Genomic DNA, 16,388 nt, shown 5'->3' with positions numbered 1-16,388 from the left:
GGGCCTTTTGTTGATGCAAGGGGGGCGCAGCGTGGCGTAGGCCGCCGCGTCCGCAAAACTACACTTCGGTGGCGTGCAACCACACCTGATAGCGGGCGTCCAGAGCCTTCTTGGTGGTCTGCCAGGAAATGCCCGCCGTATAGTAGCGGTCCAGGCGCTGCTCAAAGGTTTCTATCTTGGAAAGCAGGCCTTCCACCGTGCTGAGCGCCTGTTCGTTGGCGGCAAGCAGCGCTTCATAGGCTTCGCTCAGTTCTTCGTTCTGGAATTCCTCCACAGGCGTGTGCGAGGTCATTTCCTGCCCGGTCACGCGGGCATAGAGCTTCCTGAACTTGGCGCATTCGATGCGGTCGTAGGAAATGGAGCGGATGAAGGCGGCAAAGTCGTTGTGCAGGGTTTTAAATGCGTTGTACGCTTCCGCAGCCTTGGAATTGCAGAAGAAGGAGTCGCAGGAAAGCAGCAGGAAGTATTCCTCGCCGAGGAACTTCTTGATGCGGGGAAATTCGTCGGGATGGTAGAGGTAGTGTTCCCAGTCGGAAACGTGCTTGTCCCCGTCCATGGCGCTGATGAGCAGCGTCTTGTGGTGCAGAAGTTCCGCATATGCGCGGCCGCCGCGACGCTTGAGTACCGTGATGGCCGTGTTCTTGGAATGGAAGTACATGGTGAGGGAGGCGATGAGCGCCACCAGACTCACCGCGAACACGGCGACGAACACCCCCAGAAAGGAAAAGGTGGTCATGCTGTAGTTGGCCCGCGAGAAGGGGAATATCATCGCGAGGGACAGAAGGGACAGAAAAAGCAGGGCATACGAAAGGTTGCGAAATGTGCTCATGGCAGATTCCTTATATCTTCTCAGAGGGGACGGAAAAAGAAAATCGCCTCACTGACAACAGGATCAGATGGGGCGATTCTCTGCTGAAAAAGAAAAAAGGTCAATCTCATGAATAAATTATCTATCGGCTTAAAATACGCCCTCCCATGGCCTGCCAGACCGCATTGGAAGCGGAAATGACCTCGTAGGACTTCTCCAGCACGGAAAGTCTGGAGTCGTTTCCGGCCTTCAGGGCTTCCAGATAGTCTTTCAGTTCATCTGCTCCCTGTTCGTAGCGCGCCTTGCGGTAGGCTTCCACACGAAGGTCGGCCTCATACTTTTTCTTCATGTTTTCAAGTTGTTGCTTTGCATTGCCCAGGGTGTGGTAATACAGTGCCACTTCGTTCAGTGCCTGGGTTACGCTCTGCCGGAAGGAAAGTTTTGCGTCTTCAAAGTCCGCTTCGGCAATGCGCACGTTCCATTTTACACGATTCCAGTCCAGAAACGGCAGACTGAGGTTGACGAGCCCCTTCACGAAGGGCGCGCTGAAGAAGTCGCTGAAGGATGCGGCAGAGGCGCCGAGCGTGCCGCTGATGCTGAGGGCGGGGAAGAGGTCGCCTTTCGCCGCTTCCTGATTGCGGAAGCCGGAAAGCAGGCGGCAGGCCGCCGCGTTCACGTCGGGCCGCAGGCCCAGCGCCGCCACGGGCACCGAAAGATCCACCTCGGGCACGGCGACGGAAAGCGGGTCGGGCGGGGTGAGGTTCAGCTCTTCCTCTGGCCGCAGGTTGAGAAGGTCGCGCAGGGTGCGCTTTTCCTCGGCAAGCTGCTGTTCCAGCGTGAGCACCGTGGCCTGCTGGGAAAGCAGGCTCTGCTCGGTCTGCGCCGGGTCCAGTCCGTCGGTTTTGCCTGCCGCATACTGCGCCTGCACAATGGCGAGCAGCCTTTCGTAAAAGGTGAGGCTCTCGCGGGAAAGCTCCAGCGAGCGCGTGGTCTGCGCCATGCTGTACCAGGTGTTCACCACGCTGTTGATGAGCGCAAGGCGCGTGCTTTCCCTGTCCTGTTCCGTGGCGTGGTATTCCCATGCGCCTGCGGAAGCCGCGTTGCGCAGGCGGCCCCACAGGTCCAGTTCGTAGGCGAGGCCGAAGGTGGCGTTGAACGAACGCGAGGCGTGCCCGCTTTCCATGTCCGTGCGGGAAGAGGCGTCGCCGGAAGCGGAGAAGGAGGGCACGAGGTTCGCGCCGAGCTGGCGGGCCTGATACAGCGTGCGGTTCACCGAAATCGTGCTGCGCGCAAGGTCAATGTTGCGTTCAAGGGCCATGTCCACCAGGCGGTTCAGCGATTCGTCGCCGTAGGCCTTCCACCATTCGCGGTCGACACGGTAGTTTTCTTCTATCTGCGTTGCGTTCATGAGGCCCTGGTCGGGAATGGCATAGTCGCGCCCGGCGCAGCCGGAAACAAGAAGCAGCGCGGCGCAGAGCAAGGGCAGGGTTTTCATACGGCTACTCCTGCGCCAGCGCGTCCACGGGGTTGAGCGTGGAGGCCCGGCGGGCCGGCATGTACCCGAAGATAATGCCGATGAGGGTGGAACAGGTGATGGCGAGCACGATGGATGCGCCGGAAAACGACATGGGAAAATCCTGAATGAAGGAGTTGAACAGCAGCCCTATGCCCGCCGAGGTCAGCACGCCCGTGACGCCGCCGATGATGCAGATGAGCACCGCTTCGATGAGAAACTGCTGAAGCACGTTGAACTGCCGCGCGCCTATGGCCATGCGTACGCCTATTTCCCGCGTGCGCTCCGTTACCGATACCAGCATGATGTTCATGACCCCTATGCCCCCCACCAGCAGAGAGATGAAGGCGATGCAGGAAATGAGCAGGCGCATGGTGGTGGTCGTGCTTTCCATGGTCTGGCGTATGCTGTCGGTGTTCATGGTGAAAAAGTCCGTCACGCCGCGGTGGCGCGAGGTGATGAGCCGTGTGAGCTCCTTTTCCGCTATCTGCGCGGAAACGCCGTCCGCTATCTTTACCGTAATGGAGGATATGGTACGGCTGCCGGAAACCCGCGTCATGAAGGCGGTGTAGGGCGTCCATACCGTCAGATTGCTGCGCGGACCGAAGGTGGCGTTGGGCTTCTTCGTCACGCCCACCACCTGAAAGGGCCGCTTGTTGAAGAGGATGACCTCGCCTATGGGGTCTTCCCCGTTGGGGAAAAGCTCCTGCACGGTGTTGTCGTCCAGCACGGCCACGGCCCGCGCCTCGTCGATGTCCGCGCGGGTGATGAGCCGCCCCTTCGCCAGTTCCAGCCCCTTCACGTTGAAGTACTGCTCGCCCACGCCGCTCAGCGAACCGGTGGACGTGAGATTGCGGTACACGAAGGTGCCGCTCGTGCTGGCCGAGGGCGTGGCGCTGGCGATGTAGCTCTGTTCGGCAAGCACTTCGGCGTCGTCCACCGTAAGGGTGGTGTAGCGCGCGGAATTGCGGTCGCCGAAGCTGCGGCCCGGCATGATGTCGATGGTGTTCGTGCCCATGGCGTTGATGCCCGCCAGAATCTTTTCCTGCGAACCGCGCCCCAGCGCCACCACGCTCACCACCGACGCGATGCCGATGATGATGCCGAGCATGGTGAGCAGCGAACGCATCTTGTGCGCCAGTATGGCCTGTACCGACATGCGGAAGGCTTCGGCAAGCTGATTGCGCATGTACTGCCAGGACGAGGTTTCCGCAGGCGTGAGGGCGGGACCGGCCGCATGGAGAACGGGCTTGCGGCGTTCGTCGCTGATGACTTCGCCGTCCTTGATTTCTATGATGCGGTTGGCATATTCCGCAATGTGCCTGTCGTGCGTGACGAGGATGAGCGTGTGCCCTTCGGCGTTGAGCTGCATGAGAAGCTGCATCACGTTTTCGCCGCTTCTGGAATCCAGCGCGCCCGTGGGTTCGTCGGCAAGAATGATTTCCCCGCCGTTCATCAGGGCGCGGGCTATGGATACGCGCTGCTGCTGGCCGCCGGAAAGTTCGTTGGGCCTGTTCTTCGTTTTGCCTTCAAGCCCCAGCTTGAGGAGCAGTTCCTCGGCCCGCGCGCTGCGCGTGGCGCCGTCCATGCCCGCATATACCGCGGGCAGGGCCACGTTTTCCTGTGCGCTCAGGCTGGCGAGCAGGTTGTAGCGCTGGAAGATGAAGCCGAACTTCTCCCCGCGCAGGCGCGCCAGTTCATCCGGGCCGAGCCCCTCCGTGGCGATGCCGTCCACGAAGTAGGAACCTTCCGAAGGGGTGTCCAGGCAGCCGAGAATATTCATCAGCGTGGATTTGCCGGAACCCGACTGCCCGATGATGGCGACGAAATCCCCTTTTTCGATGCTCAGGTTCACATCCTTGAGCACCTGCACGCGGTTTTCCCCTTCGCCGTAGTGTTTGCCTATATGTTTTACTTCAAGCGTGACCATGGTGTTCTCCGTGCCTTCCGGAAACGCCCCCTGCGGGGCGTGCCGGAGACGGGACAGTTATGCCGGTGAAACGGGCGTTTTGGGACGCCGCACGGGCGGCGGCTTCGGATCAGCGGGGGGGCGGAGAGCCCTTCCGGTTGCTGCGCGGATTGGCCAGCGTATCCATGAGCTCCGCTGCGGACATCTGCGTGGCGACGACGGCTTCCCCTTCCTGAAGGCCGGAACGGATTTCCGTCAGCACGTTGTTGGTGAGTCCCGTTTCCACCGCACGGTTTTCCACCGCGCCGTCTTTGCCGAGCACGCGCACGAACCTGCCGCCGCTGCCGTCCGTCTGAATCACCAGGCTGGGCAGCGTGAGCACATTCTTCGCCTCCGCAATGTCGATCACGTTCTGCGTGGTCATGCTGAGCCGCAGAAGCCCGTCGGGGTTGGAAACGCGCGCCTTGGCGTAGTAATAGATGGCCGAAGAGCTCGAGGACGACGAAGAGGACGACGAGGACGAGGCGGACGACGAGGACGAACCGGAGGAGGATGCGTCGGAAAGCGTGGTGTCGCCGGGATCAATGGAGGATATCTTCGTTTTGTACACCTTGTCGGGCGCGCCGAGCAGCGTATAGCTCACGTTCATGCCTTCCCTGATGAAGGGAATGTCGCCTTCCGAGACCTCGATCTTGATTTCCATGTCCGTAAGGTCCGCTATCTGGGCAATGGTGGGCGTGGTCTGGTTGGCGTTCACCGTCTGACCTTCCTTCACCGGTACGGACACGATCACCCCGTCGAGCGGAGCCACAATCTTGGTGTAGCCGAGGTTCGTTTCCGCAGTGTTCACCGCAATGTTCTGCTGCAGTATCTGCGATTCCATTTCCGTGACGCTGGCCCTGGCCGCCGCAAGCGTGTTTTCCGCGTCTTCCAGATTCGCACGGGAGGTGGAATCGCTCTTTCTCAGCTTCAGCTCGCGGTCGTACTTGGTCTGCGCCACCTTCAGCGCAATCTTGCGCGATTCAAGCTGCGCCTGGTACGTTTTCAGCAGCGCCCGCGCCGTGTCCAGGTCGTTCTGCCGCGTGGTGGGATCTATCTGAGCGATGAGGTCTCCCTTCTTCACCTTCTGCCCGATGACGGCGTTCAGCTCCATGATCTTGCCCGAAGCCTGCGAACCTACCGTAACAAGCTGTACCGCGTCCACTTCGCCCGTGGCGTTTACTGTTTTTCGAATGTTTCCGCGCTTCACGGTTTCCGTAAGGTAATGTACCTGCCGGGCGCTCTGTTGCTTCCCGTACCACCAGCAGGCACAGGCCGCAACGGCAAGGAGCGCGATGAGGGAAAAGAACAGTTTTCTTTTCATGAGATACTCCGGGAATGGTTCTGCAGGATAAACATGCGCGGCGACATGTCGAGGACTTCTGTATAACGAAATTTAATCGCTCTAGTAAATGAATTTTTCTTTCAAAACATTACGCTTTGCCCCTTTCGGGTCTCCTCCTGGCCGATCTTATGTTGCAGTATAAATTTTTTCCTGTTATTTCAATGGGAAACGGGTGCTTTTCCGTTACGTTCATGAAGAAATCGAAAGAATTTCTTCCCGGAGCGCGACCGGAAAGGCGGGCGGGGCAGCGCGCCGTACCCCGCCGGGACGGAAGAGGGAGAAGAAAGAGCTTTTCTGGGGGAGATAATCTCCCCCGAACCCCGCAGCAGGCAGGGCCGAACGAGGAGGGGTGGCAAAAGTTTCCCTTCGATTCGCGGCTGTTTCGGGGTGCTCCGGCCGCGGAAGGCGTGTTGCCTGTCCGCCGTATCTGCGCGGTCGAACGGCCACTCCGCCGGACAGGCAGGGCAGGGGCAAAGGGCGTTGCCGCACGGCATAAGCCGGACCGGAGGCCGCCATTGGGCCGGAAAGGGAGGGGGCGGGCGTGTTTTGCCTTCCGCGTTCGGGCCGCCCTTGCCGTGTGAGCGTGTCCTTCGGCCCCGCTCACGCAGGCCGACTCCGTCCCGGCCTGCGCCGGGCCGTCGTGTCAAAGGAAGAGATTTCAAGAGGGGTGTGCTTTTGCCTGCTTCCGCCGTTGATTGCGAAGGAAAGGTCCCTCCCTTTGCAAGGCCGCTGCGGCGCTGTGCGCGGCAGATTCCGTGCAGGCCGGAAGTCCGTGCGGAGTGTTCCTTGACGAAGGGCGTTCGCATCGTCCGGCAGAAGGCGGGGGCCCGGCCGTGTTGCGGCAGGTCTTTGTGTCGTCGGCGTTTGCCTGGAAGAGAAGAACCATGTATTAATCGGGGGGCCTCGGAGGGCATGGTCGGAACGGCATAAGGGGCGGCATGATATGCAGGTGGAGCGTCTTTTCAGGATTCTGTTGTTTTTGATGAAGGGGTCCCGCGTTACGGCCCGGGAGCTTGCGGAATACTGTTCCGTTTCCGTAAGAACCGTGCAGAGGGATCTGGATGCCCTGAGTCTGGCGGGGATTCCCATCTGCTCCAGCCGGGGCTACGGCGGGGGCGTGGGGCTGCTCAGGGAATTCACCCTGGACAGAACATTCATGACCGCACAGGAGCAGGCGGATGTGCTGCACGGCCTGCAGGCGTTGCAGGGGGCGGGATACTCCGGGGCCGACGAGGCCTTCCGCAAGCTTGCCGCCCTGTTCCGCAAGGGCGCGGAGCAGAGCTGGCTGCGTGTGGATTTTTCCTCCTGGTGCGGTTCCGGCTTCGATAGGGAGAAGTTCGACGGGCTGAAGGCGGCGATTCTCGGCAGAAAGGTCATCACCTTCACCTACTTCAGTTCGGAAAACCGCGTTTCGGAAAAATGTGCGGAGCCTTTGTGCCTGCTGTTTCGGGAACGGGCCTGGTATGTATGTGTGTTTGACCGCGGGAAAAACCGTGAAATGATATTGCGGGCCTCGCGCATACGGAATCTGCGGGTGACGGAGGAGCATTTCGAGCGCACCATGCAGACGGACCCCATGGCGGCCCCGGATTATGCCGCAAGCTGCGCGATGCAGCGGGTGCGGCTCCGGGTGAAGGCGGAACATGCCTTTCGCGTGTTCGACGAGTTTCCCGAAGAGGCCGTTCTTCCCCAGCCGGACGGGTCGTTCCTCATCGATGAGCCCATGCCCGTCAACGAATGGCTCACGGGCTATCTGCTTTCCTTTGCCGATGCGCTGGAAGTGCTTGAACCTGAAGCGCTGCGCGAGACGCTGAGGGAAAAAATCCGCCTGATGCAGAAGAAATATGACGGGCGTCTGTCCGATTCCTGACGCTATGGTTCCTCCATTCCTGTGTCACAATCTGCCGAAGGAGGAAAACAATGGACGTTTATCAGGCCATGGCGACGAGGAGAACCGTGCGGGATTTTGAAGACAGGCCCGTGGACGGCAGAACCGTGGAGCGCCTGCTGGACGCCGGGTTGAAGGCGCCGAGCAACACGCATCTGCGCCAGTGGGAATTCGTCATCGTCAACGACAGGGAAGCCCGGGCAAGACTGCTGCGGGTGAGGAACATGACCAGCCGGGAGGAATGCGACGCCATGCTCGACGGCTTCGGCCTTACCGATGCCGATCAGCGCGCCATGTTCCACGAGGCCATGCCGAGGCAGTTTTCCATGCTGTACAACGCGGGCTGTCTCATCCTTCCCTTTTTCCGGGTGAAGGAACCGCTGCTGCATCCCACCTCGCTGAGTTCCCTCAACGATTTCGCCTCCATCTGGTGCTGCATCGAGAATATTCTGCTGGCGGCGGCCGCCGAGGGGATTTTCGGCGTGACGCGCATCCCCATGGCTGAGGAATCCGGGCATATCAGAACGGTGCTTCAGCACCCGGACAACTATGTCATGCCCTGTTATATCGCCCTGGGGTATCCGGCAAGGAACGCTTCCCTGCCGAAGCAGAAGGAAATAAACGTGCGGGAGAGAATACACTTCGGCGTATGGTGATGCCGAAGGCGCGCCTGAGGGCGTTTCGGGAAGGCCTGGCGGCATGACGGGCCTTTCCTGCGCGCTGTTTTTCTGAGATGTTCCCTTGCCGCTTTCCGCAATCTGCCGTGCCGGAGAGGCCGTCCGGCAGGAGGGGATGCGCGTGCGGGGAAGGAGCGGCGGAACGGCGTCTTCCGCGGCTCCGGCGGAAAAAGGCGGAGGAGTCATTCCGCTTTTCCTTCACCCCGCCTTGTCATGCGAAGAGCGCTTTTTCAGCGCACGGGGCCCGCTTGCCCTGCCGTGCCGGAGAGGCAGGCCGCCGCAAGGCCGTTGCGGCGCTGTGCGCGGGAGCCTTGGTGCAGGCCGGAAGTCCGTGCGGAGTGAGCTGTACCGGAGCTTGTTTCCGTCATCCTCTGCCGGGGACACGGCGGCGGAATGCCCCCGGATTAAACGCAAGGCCCGCCGTGCGGGTTCTGTTCACAGAACAGAGTTCCGGCTCCGGCGGGCCTTTGCCCCGCTCGGGCAAAGGAGGGGAAGCGTGGCTTCCCGCCCTGCGTTGGGGAAGGTTATTCCATCAGGGTAAGGGAAGCGTGGGTGAGGCGTTCCAGTTCCTGATGGGCGATTTCCGGGGTGCGGCCCTGGGCGCGGGCTATGGCGTCGAGGTTTTCCACGGCGTCGCAGTCGCGCATGTAGAGGGGCGGAATATCGGAGCCGTCTTCCTTTTCCCAGTCGATGGCGCGTACCAGGGCGGCCAGGGAAGCCGGGGCGGGGGTGGCGGCATCGCCGGTAAGGATGCGCGTGGAGGCGGGCAGGGCCGCCTTCAGGCAGGCAAGATTGCTGTTCACGGCGCTGCCGAGCACGAAGGCGGGGTTGCCCGGGGTAAAGCCTTCGGGCAGGGGCGGCAGGGGCAGCAGGAAGGTGCGGCCCATGGGCACGGGGCATCCCCCGGCATCGGCGCGAAAGCGCGCGCCGTAGGCCAGGCCCTGCCGGGCGTTGGTGAGCACGAGCACCTCTTCGCCTTCGCGCGCCGGGGCGTTGGCCGCCAGGCACTGAAGGTAGTGTATGCCCGCCTGTTTTGCCTTCACGGCGCGGGCCAGAGCGGAAGCGGTGGTGAGGCCTATGCGAAGGCCCGTGAAGTTGCCCGGGCCCGCCACACAGGCGATGCGGCCGATGGAAGCGGGGGTGAAGCCGAGGCGCGCGCAGGCTTCGGCAAGCGCCGGAGCGAGCAGTTCGGTGCCGCCGCGCTGGGCGAGCCAGTCTTCGGCGCAGAGCATGGAACCTTCGCGGAAAAGGGCGAACTGCACCCGCTTTTCCGCCGTGTTCAGAACAAGGGTGATATCCTGCATGGCGTTACCTGAACCAGCGCATGACGTCGTTGAAGGTGGCGAAGACCATGAGTGCGATGAGAAGGCCCGCGCCCACGCGCATGGACCATTCCTGCACCTTTTCCGGCACCGGACGACGGATGATGATTTCCACGATGCAGAACAGGATGGAGCCGCCGTCCAGCACCGGGATGGGGAAGAGATTGAGCAGACCGAGGTTCACGCTGATGAGCGCGGTGAGCAGCAGAAGCGGCGCAAGCCCTTCTTCGGCCTGTTTGCCCAGCATCTGGGCGATGAGAATGGGCCCGCCCACGGAATCGGCGGCCACGGAACCGGTGACGAGCTTCTTCACGCCGGTGAGGGTGACGTCGATCATGTTCCAGGTCTGCCGGAGGCCGAGCACGGCGGATTCGAAGAAACCCTTTTCCTCATAGCGTACCGCGCCGGAGGCCTGCACGCCGATGAGCCAGGCGGTTTCCGTTTCGCCGAAGATGTTGGTGCGCTCGCTGCGCGTGGGCGTCATGGAAAAGGTCATGGACCGGCCTTCGCGCTCCACCTGCACGTTGAGGGTGCGGCCGCCGGAAGCGCCCACGGTTTCGGGAACCTGTTCCCAGCGGTCGACAGGCTTGCCGTCGATGGCGGTGATCATGTCGCCGGGCAGAAGGCCCGCCTCCATGGCCGCGCTGCCCTGCAGAATGCCGCCCGCCTGAGGCAGCGGCACGGCAAGGCCCATGCTCAGGGTGAGGCCCCAGTAGATGAACCAGGCGATGATGAGGTTCATGAACGGCCCTGCGAAGGCAATGATGAGCCTCTGCCAGGCGGGCTTGCTGGTGACGGCCTCTTCCTGCGTGAAGCCGAGGCTTTCCACCTCGTCGCTGTATTCGCCCACGCCTGAAACGTAGCCGCCGAAGGGCAGCCAGGAAAGGCGGTATTCCGTTTTGCCGCGCCGGAAGCTGCACAGCTTCGGCCCCATGCCGATGGAAAAGGTGATGACCCCCACCTTGAAGGCGCGGAAGGCCACGAAGTGCCCCAGTTCATGGAAGAAGATGAGCCCTCCGAACACCAGCACCACGGCCAGCGCGGAATCCCAGTAGGAAAGATAGTGAAGTAATGACTGCATGAAGACCCGAAGGGCATTGTGCGCCCCGTTGAGGTTGAATGGCTGCCGCCCGGGGCCGGAAAGCCCCCGCCGGGCGAAAAGGTGCGGCTTTTCCGCCTGCATCCGCAGGCCGCCGGAGAAGGCGTGCTCCTTCCGCAGTTTTTTTGCGGAAAAAGGGGCCGGCATCTCCAGAGCGGATTAATAGGAAATTTTTTCTGAAAGCACAATGCGCAAAGCGCGCGGCCCCCGGAAAAGGCGGCCTTTTGCGGCACAACGCTGCGTTGCCGTGCCGTTTTGGCCCGCGCCGGGCGCAGGCCTTCGCCGCGGACGGGAGCGCGCCGCGTTGCTATGCGCGGGCGCGCCAGAGGGCGGCCTTTTCCCTGGTGGCGGCGTCGCACGCTTCAATGCTTTCCAGCGCCGCCTGCACCTGCGGCCCGAGGGGGCCGTCATGCAGCGTGAAATCCTGCCTTGCGGTGGATGCGCCGAGCATGTCCTCCACCAGCGCGGGAATGTGGGTGAAGCCTATGTCTTCGGCAAGGAAGCGGGCCACGGCCACTTCGTTGGCGGCGTTGAGTTCGACGGTGAGCCCCGCCTCCAGCGCGCGGCAGGCAAGGTCGAGGCAGGGAAAAAGGTCGCGGCGCGGTTCTTCAAAGGTGAGGCTCCCCACCTCGGCAAGGCGCAGCGGCCGTATGTTCGTGCGCGTCCCGTCCAGCAGATACGGCCAGGAAAGGCAGGCCGCAATGGGAACGCGCATGTCCGGCACGGCAAGCTGACCGATGAGCGAGCCGTCGGCAAGTTCCACCAGAGAATGCACCACGGACTGCGGATGCACCACCACCTCGATATCCTTCACAGCCACATGGTAGAGGTGGAAGGCTTCGATGACTTCCAGCCCCTTGTTCATGAGCGTGGCCGAGTCGATGGTGATTTTCGCGCCCATGGACCAGCTCGGGTGGCGCAGCGCGTCCTGCGGGCGCACCTTTTCCATGAATTCCCGGCTCTTGCCCCGGAAGGGCCCGCCGGAAGCCGTGAGTATGAGGCGGGCGATGTCGCTTTCCCTGCGGCCCGCCATGCTCTCGAACAGGGCGCAGTGCTCCGAATCCACGGGAAGGACGACGGCGCCCGTGCGCGCGCAGAGATTGCGGATGAGCCCCCCGGCAAGCACCAGCGATTCCTTGTTGGCAAGGCAGATGGTTTTGCCCGCAAGGGCGGCGGATACCGTGGCCCGGAGCCCGGCCGCGCCCACCTGGGCGGAAAGCACCATGTCCACCTCGGGCAGGGAGGCGAGGGCTGCGTAGCCTTCCCGGCCGGAGAGTATTTCCGGCCGGTAGCCGGAGGGAAGAAGCCTGCGCAGCGCGTCTATGCCGTGGGGGCCGTCCTTTTCCAGAACGGCAAGAAAGGGCGGACGCCACATGTCGGCCTGACGGGCCAGAAGTTCGATGTTGCGGCCTGCGGCAAGGGCCTGCACCGTGAATTTCCCCGAATCCTTCCAGGATTCCAGCACGCGCAGGGTGCTGGTACCTATGGAACCGGTGCAGCCCATGAGGGCGAGGCGGCGGGGAAAGGGCAGGGCATGGGCTTCACAGGGTATGCCGCTGATGTATTTCATCAACATTCCTCTATGGTTTGAAGATTCCCCGTGCGGGGAGAATGGGCGCGGCGGCGCCGGAGCGCGGGAGAGGCGCAGAACGTTCTGCCCGGCCAGCCCGGAGGAGGGCAACGCGCAGCGGTTTTTCGCAGCGGGCCGGCTGCGCTGCTGCGGAACGGATGCCGGGCTCGGAAGGGCGGAGCAGAAGCGGGCTTTGGGGCCGGAAGAGCGTCGCGGAGGCGGCCTTTAAAGGCGCGGCCGGGCGCGTGCGGCAAAGGGCCGATGCGAAAACCCCGCGCAGGGCGCGGGGCGGAATGTCTACTGGAAGAAGGGATACAGGGCCGAGGCGAAGGCGTAGGTGCCTACGCAGAAGGATATGCTGTCGAGCCTGTCGAGCACGCCGCCGTGCCCGGGAAGCAGGCGGCTGGAGTCCTTCACGTTCACGGCTCTTTTCAGCGCGGATTCGAAGAAGTCGCCGAGCTGGGCCATGACGCCCATGACCGCGCCGAGCAGGGCGAAGGAGACAAGGCCTGCCTTGCCGAGGAAAAAGCCCATGGCGCAGGCCACCGCCACGGCGGCCAGAAGACCGGCCGCCGCGCCTTCCACGCTCTTTTTGGGGCTGACGCCCGGCCAGATGGGATGCCTGCCGAAGCTCACGCCCGCAAAATAGGCCGCCATATCGGAGGCGGCGGGCAGAAGCACCACGAAGAGCTGTTCCCAGCGGGTGAAGTGCATGGCCGGGGAAAGAAGAACGGGGATGTAGAGTATGCCGCAGAGCAGCACCGCGGCACGGCGCAGCGGGTCGAGCGTTTTTTCACGGCTCCAGGCAACGAGGGCGTACAGCGCCGCCGCCATGACGCAGAAGGCCAGGCAGAACTGGGGAGCGAGGGCGGGGGCAAAGGAGGGCGCAAGCGCATGGGCGCTCACATAGCCTGCGGCGAGCACAATGCCGAGGATTTTCATGACCCAGCCGCCTTCGCGCTGGAACATAAAGAGAAATTCCCCCATGCCCGCCACGGCGAGCACCGCCACGAGCGCGGCGACATACCAGCCGCCCATGGTCCACGCGGCAATGAGCACCGCCGCGAGCACCGCGGCCGTGATGAGCCGCAGACTCAGCGATGCGGCGCGAAATTTTTCGTTCATAGCACATTCCTTCCGCTGGCGGCTCAGCGCAGCTGTTCATCCGTCCTGCCGAAGCGGCGTACCCGCCCGGCATAGCTTGTAAGGGCTTTTTTCAGCTCTTCCGGCCCGAAGTCCGGCCAGAGCACGGGGCTGAAGTAGAGTTCCGCATAGGCGCTCTGGAACAGCAGGAAATTGCTGAGCCTCTCCTCCCCGCTGGTGCGGATGACAAGGTCGGGGTCGGGCAGGGCCGGGTCGTAGAGCAGGGTGCGGAAGGCTTCTTCCGTGAGTTCTTCCGGGCGCAGGCCTTTTTCCAGCGCAAGCCGCGCGGCGCGCAGTATTTCCTCCCGCCCGGCGTAGCTTATGGCCAGCGTGAACACCATGGAGCGGTTGCCGGCCGTTTTCTTCATGGCGTATTCCAGGGCATGGCGCACGGCAAAGGGCAGGTCGCCCGCTTCGCCGATGAAGGAAAGGCGTATGTCTTCCTTCATGAGTTCGGGCAGTTCCTGCCGCAGAAACTGCAGAAACAGGTCGAAAAGAAAGCTGACTTCGGTTTCGGGCCGCCGCCAGTTTTCCCGGGAAAAGGCATAGACGGTGACGTATCCTATGCCGAGGCGGCGGCACTCGCGCACCAGGGCGCGCACCGCGTCCACCCCCGCAAGATGCCCCCTGGAGCGGGGCAGGCCCCGTTCCCTGGCCCAGCGGCCGTTGCCGTCCATGATGACGGCGATGTGCTCGGGAAGCTTTTCTTCCATCCTTGTTCCTGTCGGTATGGAAAAAACGCCCGTGTTGAGAAAAAAGGCCGCATGAGGCCCCTTCCGCACCGGCGGGCGTTTTTTCTCGAAAAAGCGCGCAGAACGCGCATGCGCTCCGGGCCCGTACGGCGGAGCATGCCGGAACCGCCGCACCGGGCGGCGCATGCCGCCCGGCCCGGAACGGGTCAGATTTCCATGATTTCCTTTTCCTTGGCCTGAGCCTTCACGTCGGCCTTCTTCACATAGGCGTCGGTGAGCTTCTGCACCTCGTCCATGGCCTTCTTCAGCTCGTCCGCGGAAATTTCCTTGTCCTTTTCCAGCTTCTTGAGCGCGTCGTTCACGTCGCGGCGGATGTTGCGCATGGCGACCTTCGCATCTTCCGTGTACTTCTTGCTCACCTTGGTGAGGTCGCGGCGGCGTTCTTCCGTGAGCGGCGGAACCGTGATGCGGATGAGGCGGCCGTCGTTCATGGGCGTAAGGCCCAGGTCGGACTTCAGAATGGCCTTTTCCACAGGGGAGAAGGCGTTGCGGTCCCAGGGCTGGATGGTGACGGTGCGGCTGTCGGGCACGGCCACGGAGGCGAGCTGCTGTATGGGCGTGAGCGTTCCGTAGTAGTCCACCTTGATGTTGTCCACCAGGCTCGTGGTGGCGCGGCCGGTACGGAGTTTGCCGAAGTCGCGGTCGAGCGCGACGAGGGCCTTTTCCATACGTTCTTCGGCGTCGAGCTGCAGAGTCTCGATATCCATGTTATTCTCCCTTTACTATGGTGCCTGCCGCTTCGCCGCAGACAACGCGTTTGATGTGACCGCCGAACATGCTGCACACGATGACGGGCACGCTGTTTTCCTGGGCCAGAGTGATGGCCGTGGCGTCCATGACCTTGAGGTGGCGGCGCAGCGTCTCGTCATAGGAGAGCTCGTCGAAGCGTACCGCGTCGCTGTGCTTCATGGGGTCCTTGTCGTAAACGCCGTCCACCTTGGTGGCCTTGATGATGGCGTCGCACTTGAGTTCCGTGCCGCGCAGGGCCGCCGCCGTGTCGGTGGTGAAATAGGGGTTGCCCGTGCCCGCCGCACAGATGATGATGCGCCCCTTTTCCATGTGGCGTATGGCGCGGCGATGGATGTAGGGTTCGCACAGTTCCCGGATGTCGATGGCGGAAAGCACACGGGTGGGGCAGTCCATCTTTTCCAGCGCGTCCTGCACGGCCACGGCGTTCATCACCGTGGCGAGCATGCCGATGTAGTCGGCGTTGGAGCGGTCCATGCCCTTGGCCGAGGTGGAAAGCCCCCGGAAGATGTTGCCGCCGCCGATGACCAGCGCAAGCTGTACGCCGAGTCTCGCCACGTCGGCGATTTCCTTGCAGATGAGCTGCACGGTATCGGGATCTATGCCACTGCCTTTTTCACCGGCGAGAGCTTCGCCGCTCAGTTTGAGCAGCACGCGCCGGTATTTGAGTTCGCTCATCATCAGCCTCTTCTGGAATCAGGGTGTGTGGATTCGCCCGCATGGGAGAGGCCGTGCTCGTAGGGAGCGCCCCAGCCGCCCTCATGTATGCGGACATATTTGAGAAACGTGTAGAACGACGTATGCGCGGCCATGAGAAAGCCCGCACGGCCGTCAAGAAAGCCGAGCTTTCGTATGTACATGTCGATGAAGCGCCAGGAGCCGTGCAGAAGCCCTGCGGCAACGCCGCCCCTGCGCCCCTGCGCCTCAAGATCGCGCGCGCCGCGTTCCGCATAGTCGTTGAGCTTTTCGAGCTGGTTCTGGAAGCTGCAGTAGGTGTAGTGCAGCATGTCGCCCGAAAGCTCCCCGTAGGGCCCTGCGGGAACGAACTTCTGATGCGCGCCGTTGTTGTCGATGCGGATGGCCTCCGGCAGGAACAGGCGGAACAGCCTGTCGGGGTAGGAGCCGCCGTGCATGAGGAACCTGTCGAAATACCAGGTGCGCCGGGGCATGGAAAAGGCCGTCTTGTCGCCGGGGGAGGCGAGGGCGGCAAGAATGCTCGCCCGAAGCTCGGGAGAGATGATCTCGTCGCAGTCGAGCATGAGCACCCAGTCCGTGGGCGCGTTGGCCGCAAGCCAGTCGATGCCGTAGCGTATCTGCTTCGCGTTGCCGGGCCATTTGTTCTGAATGAAGATGGCCCCGTGTTCCTTCGCTATTTCTTCCGTTCTGTCGGAACTGAAGGAATCGACGATGAGGATTCTGTCACAGAAGGAAAGGGATTCAAGACACTTGCCGAGAAGTCGTTCCCCATTCAGGGTAATGATGAGGGCGGTGAGGCGTACGCGGTCTTCCATGGTCCATCCGTGAAAAAGGCATAAAAAAGGGGAGAGAAATGTTCTCTCCCCTTGTATCCTGAACT

General features: G+C 62.4%; 14 protein-coding genes. 2 read left to right on the top strand and 12 right to left on the bottom strand.

From position 1 onward, the window contains the following. Positions 1-58 precede the first annotated feature (58 nt). The 4 genes from CZ345_RS09055 to CZ345_RS09040 form a co-directional block, all read right to left on the bottom strand. The gene (locus CZ345_RS09055) at positions 59-829 is read right to left on the bottom strand and encodes a hypothetical protein (protein ID WP_077072807.1); all 771 of its coding nucleotides are present in this window, start codon (positions 827-829) and stop codon (positions 59-61) included. A gap of 121 nt (positions 830-950) precedes the next feature. Continuing rightward, a complete protein-coding gene (locus CZ345_RS09050) occupies positions 951-2,303 on the bottom strand; it encodes a TolC family protein (RefSeq protein WP_077072806.1) in 1,353 nt (450 codons plus the stop codon). A 4-nt stretch (positions 2,304-2,307) separates the two neighbouring features. Next, positions 2,308-4,251 carry a MacB family efflux pump subunit gene (locus tag CZ345_RS09045; RefSeq protein WP_077072805.1) on the bottom strand — a complete coding sequence of 648 codons (1,944 nt, stop codon included), beginning with the start codon at positions 4,249-4,251 and terminating at the stop codon, positions 2,308-2,310. Between the two features lie 109 nt (positions 4,252-4,360). After that, positions 4,361-5,593 (bottom strand): efflux RND transporter periplasmic adaptor subunit, encoded by a 1,233-nt coding sequence (locus CZ345_RS09040; RefSeq protein ID WP_077072804.1) that lies wholly within the window; start codon positions 5,591-5,593, stop codon positions 4,361-4,363. Between the two features lie 964 nt (positions 5,594-6,557). On the opposite strand from CZ345_RS09040, the gene CZ345_RS09035 reads away from it, so the two are divergent. Both CZ345_RS09035 and CZ345_RS09030 read left to right on the top strand, forming a co-directional pair. Then, the gene (locus tag CZ345_RS09035) at positions 6,558-7,484 is read left to right on the top strand and encodes a helix-turn-helix transcriptional regulator (RefSeq protein WP_077072803.1); all 927 of its coding nucleotides are present in this window, start codon (positions 6,558-6,560) and stop codon (positions 7,482-7,484) included. A 50-nt stretch (positions 7,485-7,534) separates the two neighbouring features. Continuing rightward, on the top strand, positions 7,535-8,158 hold the full coding sequence (locus tag CZ345_RS09030) for a nitroreductase family protein (protein ID WP_077072802.1): 624 nt from the start codon (positions 7,535-7,537) through the stop codon (positions 8,156-8,158). Between the two features lie 545 nt (positions 8,159-8,703). On the opposite strand, the gene tsaB is transcribed toward CZ345_RS09030, so the two are convergent. The 8 genes from tsaB to CZ345_RS08985 form a co-directional block, all read right to left on the bottom strand. Next, complete coding sequence (tsaB, locus tag CZ345_RS09025; protein WP_077072801.1) at positions 8,704-9,483, bottom strand: tRNA (adenosine(37)-N6)-threonylcarbamoyltransferase complex dimerization subunit type 1 TsaB; 780 nt, start codon at positions 9,481-9,483, stop codon at positions 8,704-8,706. 4 nt (positions 9,484-9,487) lie between these two features. After that, entirely contained in the window at positions 9,488-10,582 is a 1,095-nt protein-coding gene (gene rseP, locus CZ345_RS09020) for an RIP metalloprotease RseP (protein ID WP_077073031.1), read from the bottom strand. Between the two features lie 325 nt (positions 10,583-10,907). Beyond that, on the bottom strand, positions 10,908-12,173 hold the full coding sequence (gene dxr / locus CZ345_RS09015; RefSeq protein WP_077072800.1) for a 1-deoxy-D-xylulose-5-phosphate reductoisomerase: 1,266 nt from the start codon (positions 12,171-12,173) through the stop codon (positions 10,908-10,910). Between the two features lie 294 nt (positions 12,174-12,467). Then, the gene (locus CZ345_RS09005) at positions 12,468-13,295 is read right to left on the bottom strand and encodes a phosphatidate cytidylyltransferase (protein WP_077072798.1); all 828 of its coding nucleotides are present in this window, start codon (positions 13,293-13,295) and stop codon (positions 12,468-12,470) included. Between the two features lie 23 nt (positions 13,296-13,318). Beyond that, positions 13,319-14,026, bottom strand: coding sequence for a polyprenyl diphosphate synthase (uppS, locus tag CZ345_RS09000; RefSeq protein ID WP_077073030.1), 708 nt, complete (start codon positions 14,024-14,026; stop codon positions 13,319-13,321). Positions 14,027-14,211: 185 nt separating this feature from the next. After that, positions 14,212-14,772, bottom strand: coding sequence for a ribosome recycling factor (gene frr, locus CZ345_RS08995; RefSeq protein WP_077072797.1), 561 nt, complete (start codon positions 14,770-14,772; stop codon positions 14,212-14,214). Between the two features lies 1 nt (position 14,773). Then, positions 14,774-15,490, bottom strand: a complete 717-nt coding sequence (gene pyrH / locus CZ345_RS08990) for a UMP kinase (RefSeq protein WP_077073029.1) — start codon at positions 15,488-15,490, stop codon at positions 14,774-14,776. 2 nt (positions 15,491-15,492) lie between these two features. Next, complete coding sequence (locus CZ345_RS08985; protein ID WP_077072796.1) at positions 15,493-16,323, bottom strand: glycosyltransferase family 2 protein; 831 nt, start codon at positions 16,321-16,323, stop codon at positions 15,493-15,495. Between the last annotated feature and the right edge of the window lie 65 nt (positions 16,324-16,388).

The organism is Mailhella massiliensis (assembly GCF_900155525.1).
GTDB lineage: Bacteria > Desulfobacterota > Desulfovibrionia > Desulfovibrionales > Desulfovibrionaceae > Mailhella > Mailhella massiliensis.
The sequence above is the reverse complement of the archived record's forward strand: the minus strand, read 5'-3'. Positions and strand labels throughout refer to the sequence as shown.

Coding starts and splice junctions, on each gene's coding strand:
- tsaB (WP_077072801.1), bottom strand. CDS start 9,483: ATGCAGGATATCACCCTTGTTCTGAACACGGCGGAAAAGCGGGTGCAG.
- CZ345_RS09040 (WP_077072804.1), bottom strand. CDS start 5,593: ATGAAAAGAAAACTGTTCTTTTCCCTCATCGCGCTCCTTGCCGTTGCG.
- CZ345_RS09005 (WP_077072798.1), bottom strand. CDS start 13,295: ATGAACGAAAAATTTCGCGCCGCATCGCTGAGTCTGCGGCTCATCACG.
- CZ345_RS08985 (WP_077072796.1), bottom strand. CDS start 16,323: ATGGAAGACCGCGTACGCCTCACCGCCCTCATCATTACCCTGAATGGG.
- CZ345_RS09055 (WP_077072807.1), bottom strand. CDS start 829: ATGAGCACATTTCGCAACCTTTCGTATGCCCTGCTTTTTCTGTCCCTT.
- CZ345_RS09035 (WP_077072803.1), top strand. CDS start 6,558: ATGCAGGTGGAGCGTCTTTTCAGGATTCTGTTGTTTTTGATGAAGGGG.
- CZ345_RS09030 (WP_077072802.1), top strand. CDS start 7,535: ATGGACGTTTATCAGGCCATGGCGACGAGGAGAACCGTGCGGGATTTT.
- uppS (WP_077073030.1), bottom strand. CDS start 14,026: ATGGAAGAAAAGCTTCCCGAGCACATCGCCGTCATCATGGACGGCAAC.
- pyrH (WP_077073029.1), bottom strand. CDS start 15,490: ATGAGCGAACTCAAATACCGGCGCGTGCTGCTCAAACTGAGCGGCGAA.
- CZ345_RS09050 (WP_077072806.1), bottom strand. CDS start 2,303: ATGAAAACCCTGCCCTTGCTCTGCGCCGCGCTGCTTCTTGTTTCCGGC.
- rseP (WP_077073031.1), bottom strand. CDS start 10,582: ATGCAGTCATTACTTCACTATCTTTCCTACTGGGATTCCGCGCTGGCC.
- frr (WP_077072797.1), bottom strand. CDS start 14,772: ATGGATATCGAGACTCTGCAGCTCGACGCCGAAGAACGTATGGAAAAG.
- CZ345_RS09045 (WP_077072805.1), bottom strand. CDS start 4,251: ATGGTCACGCTTGAAGTAAAACATATAGGCAAACACTACGGCGAAGGG.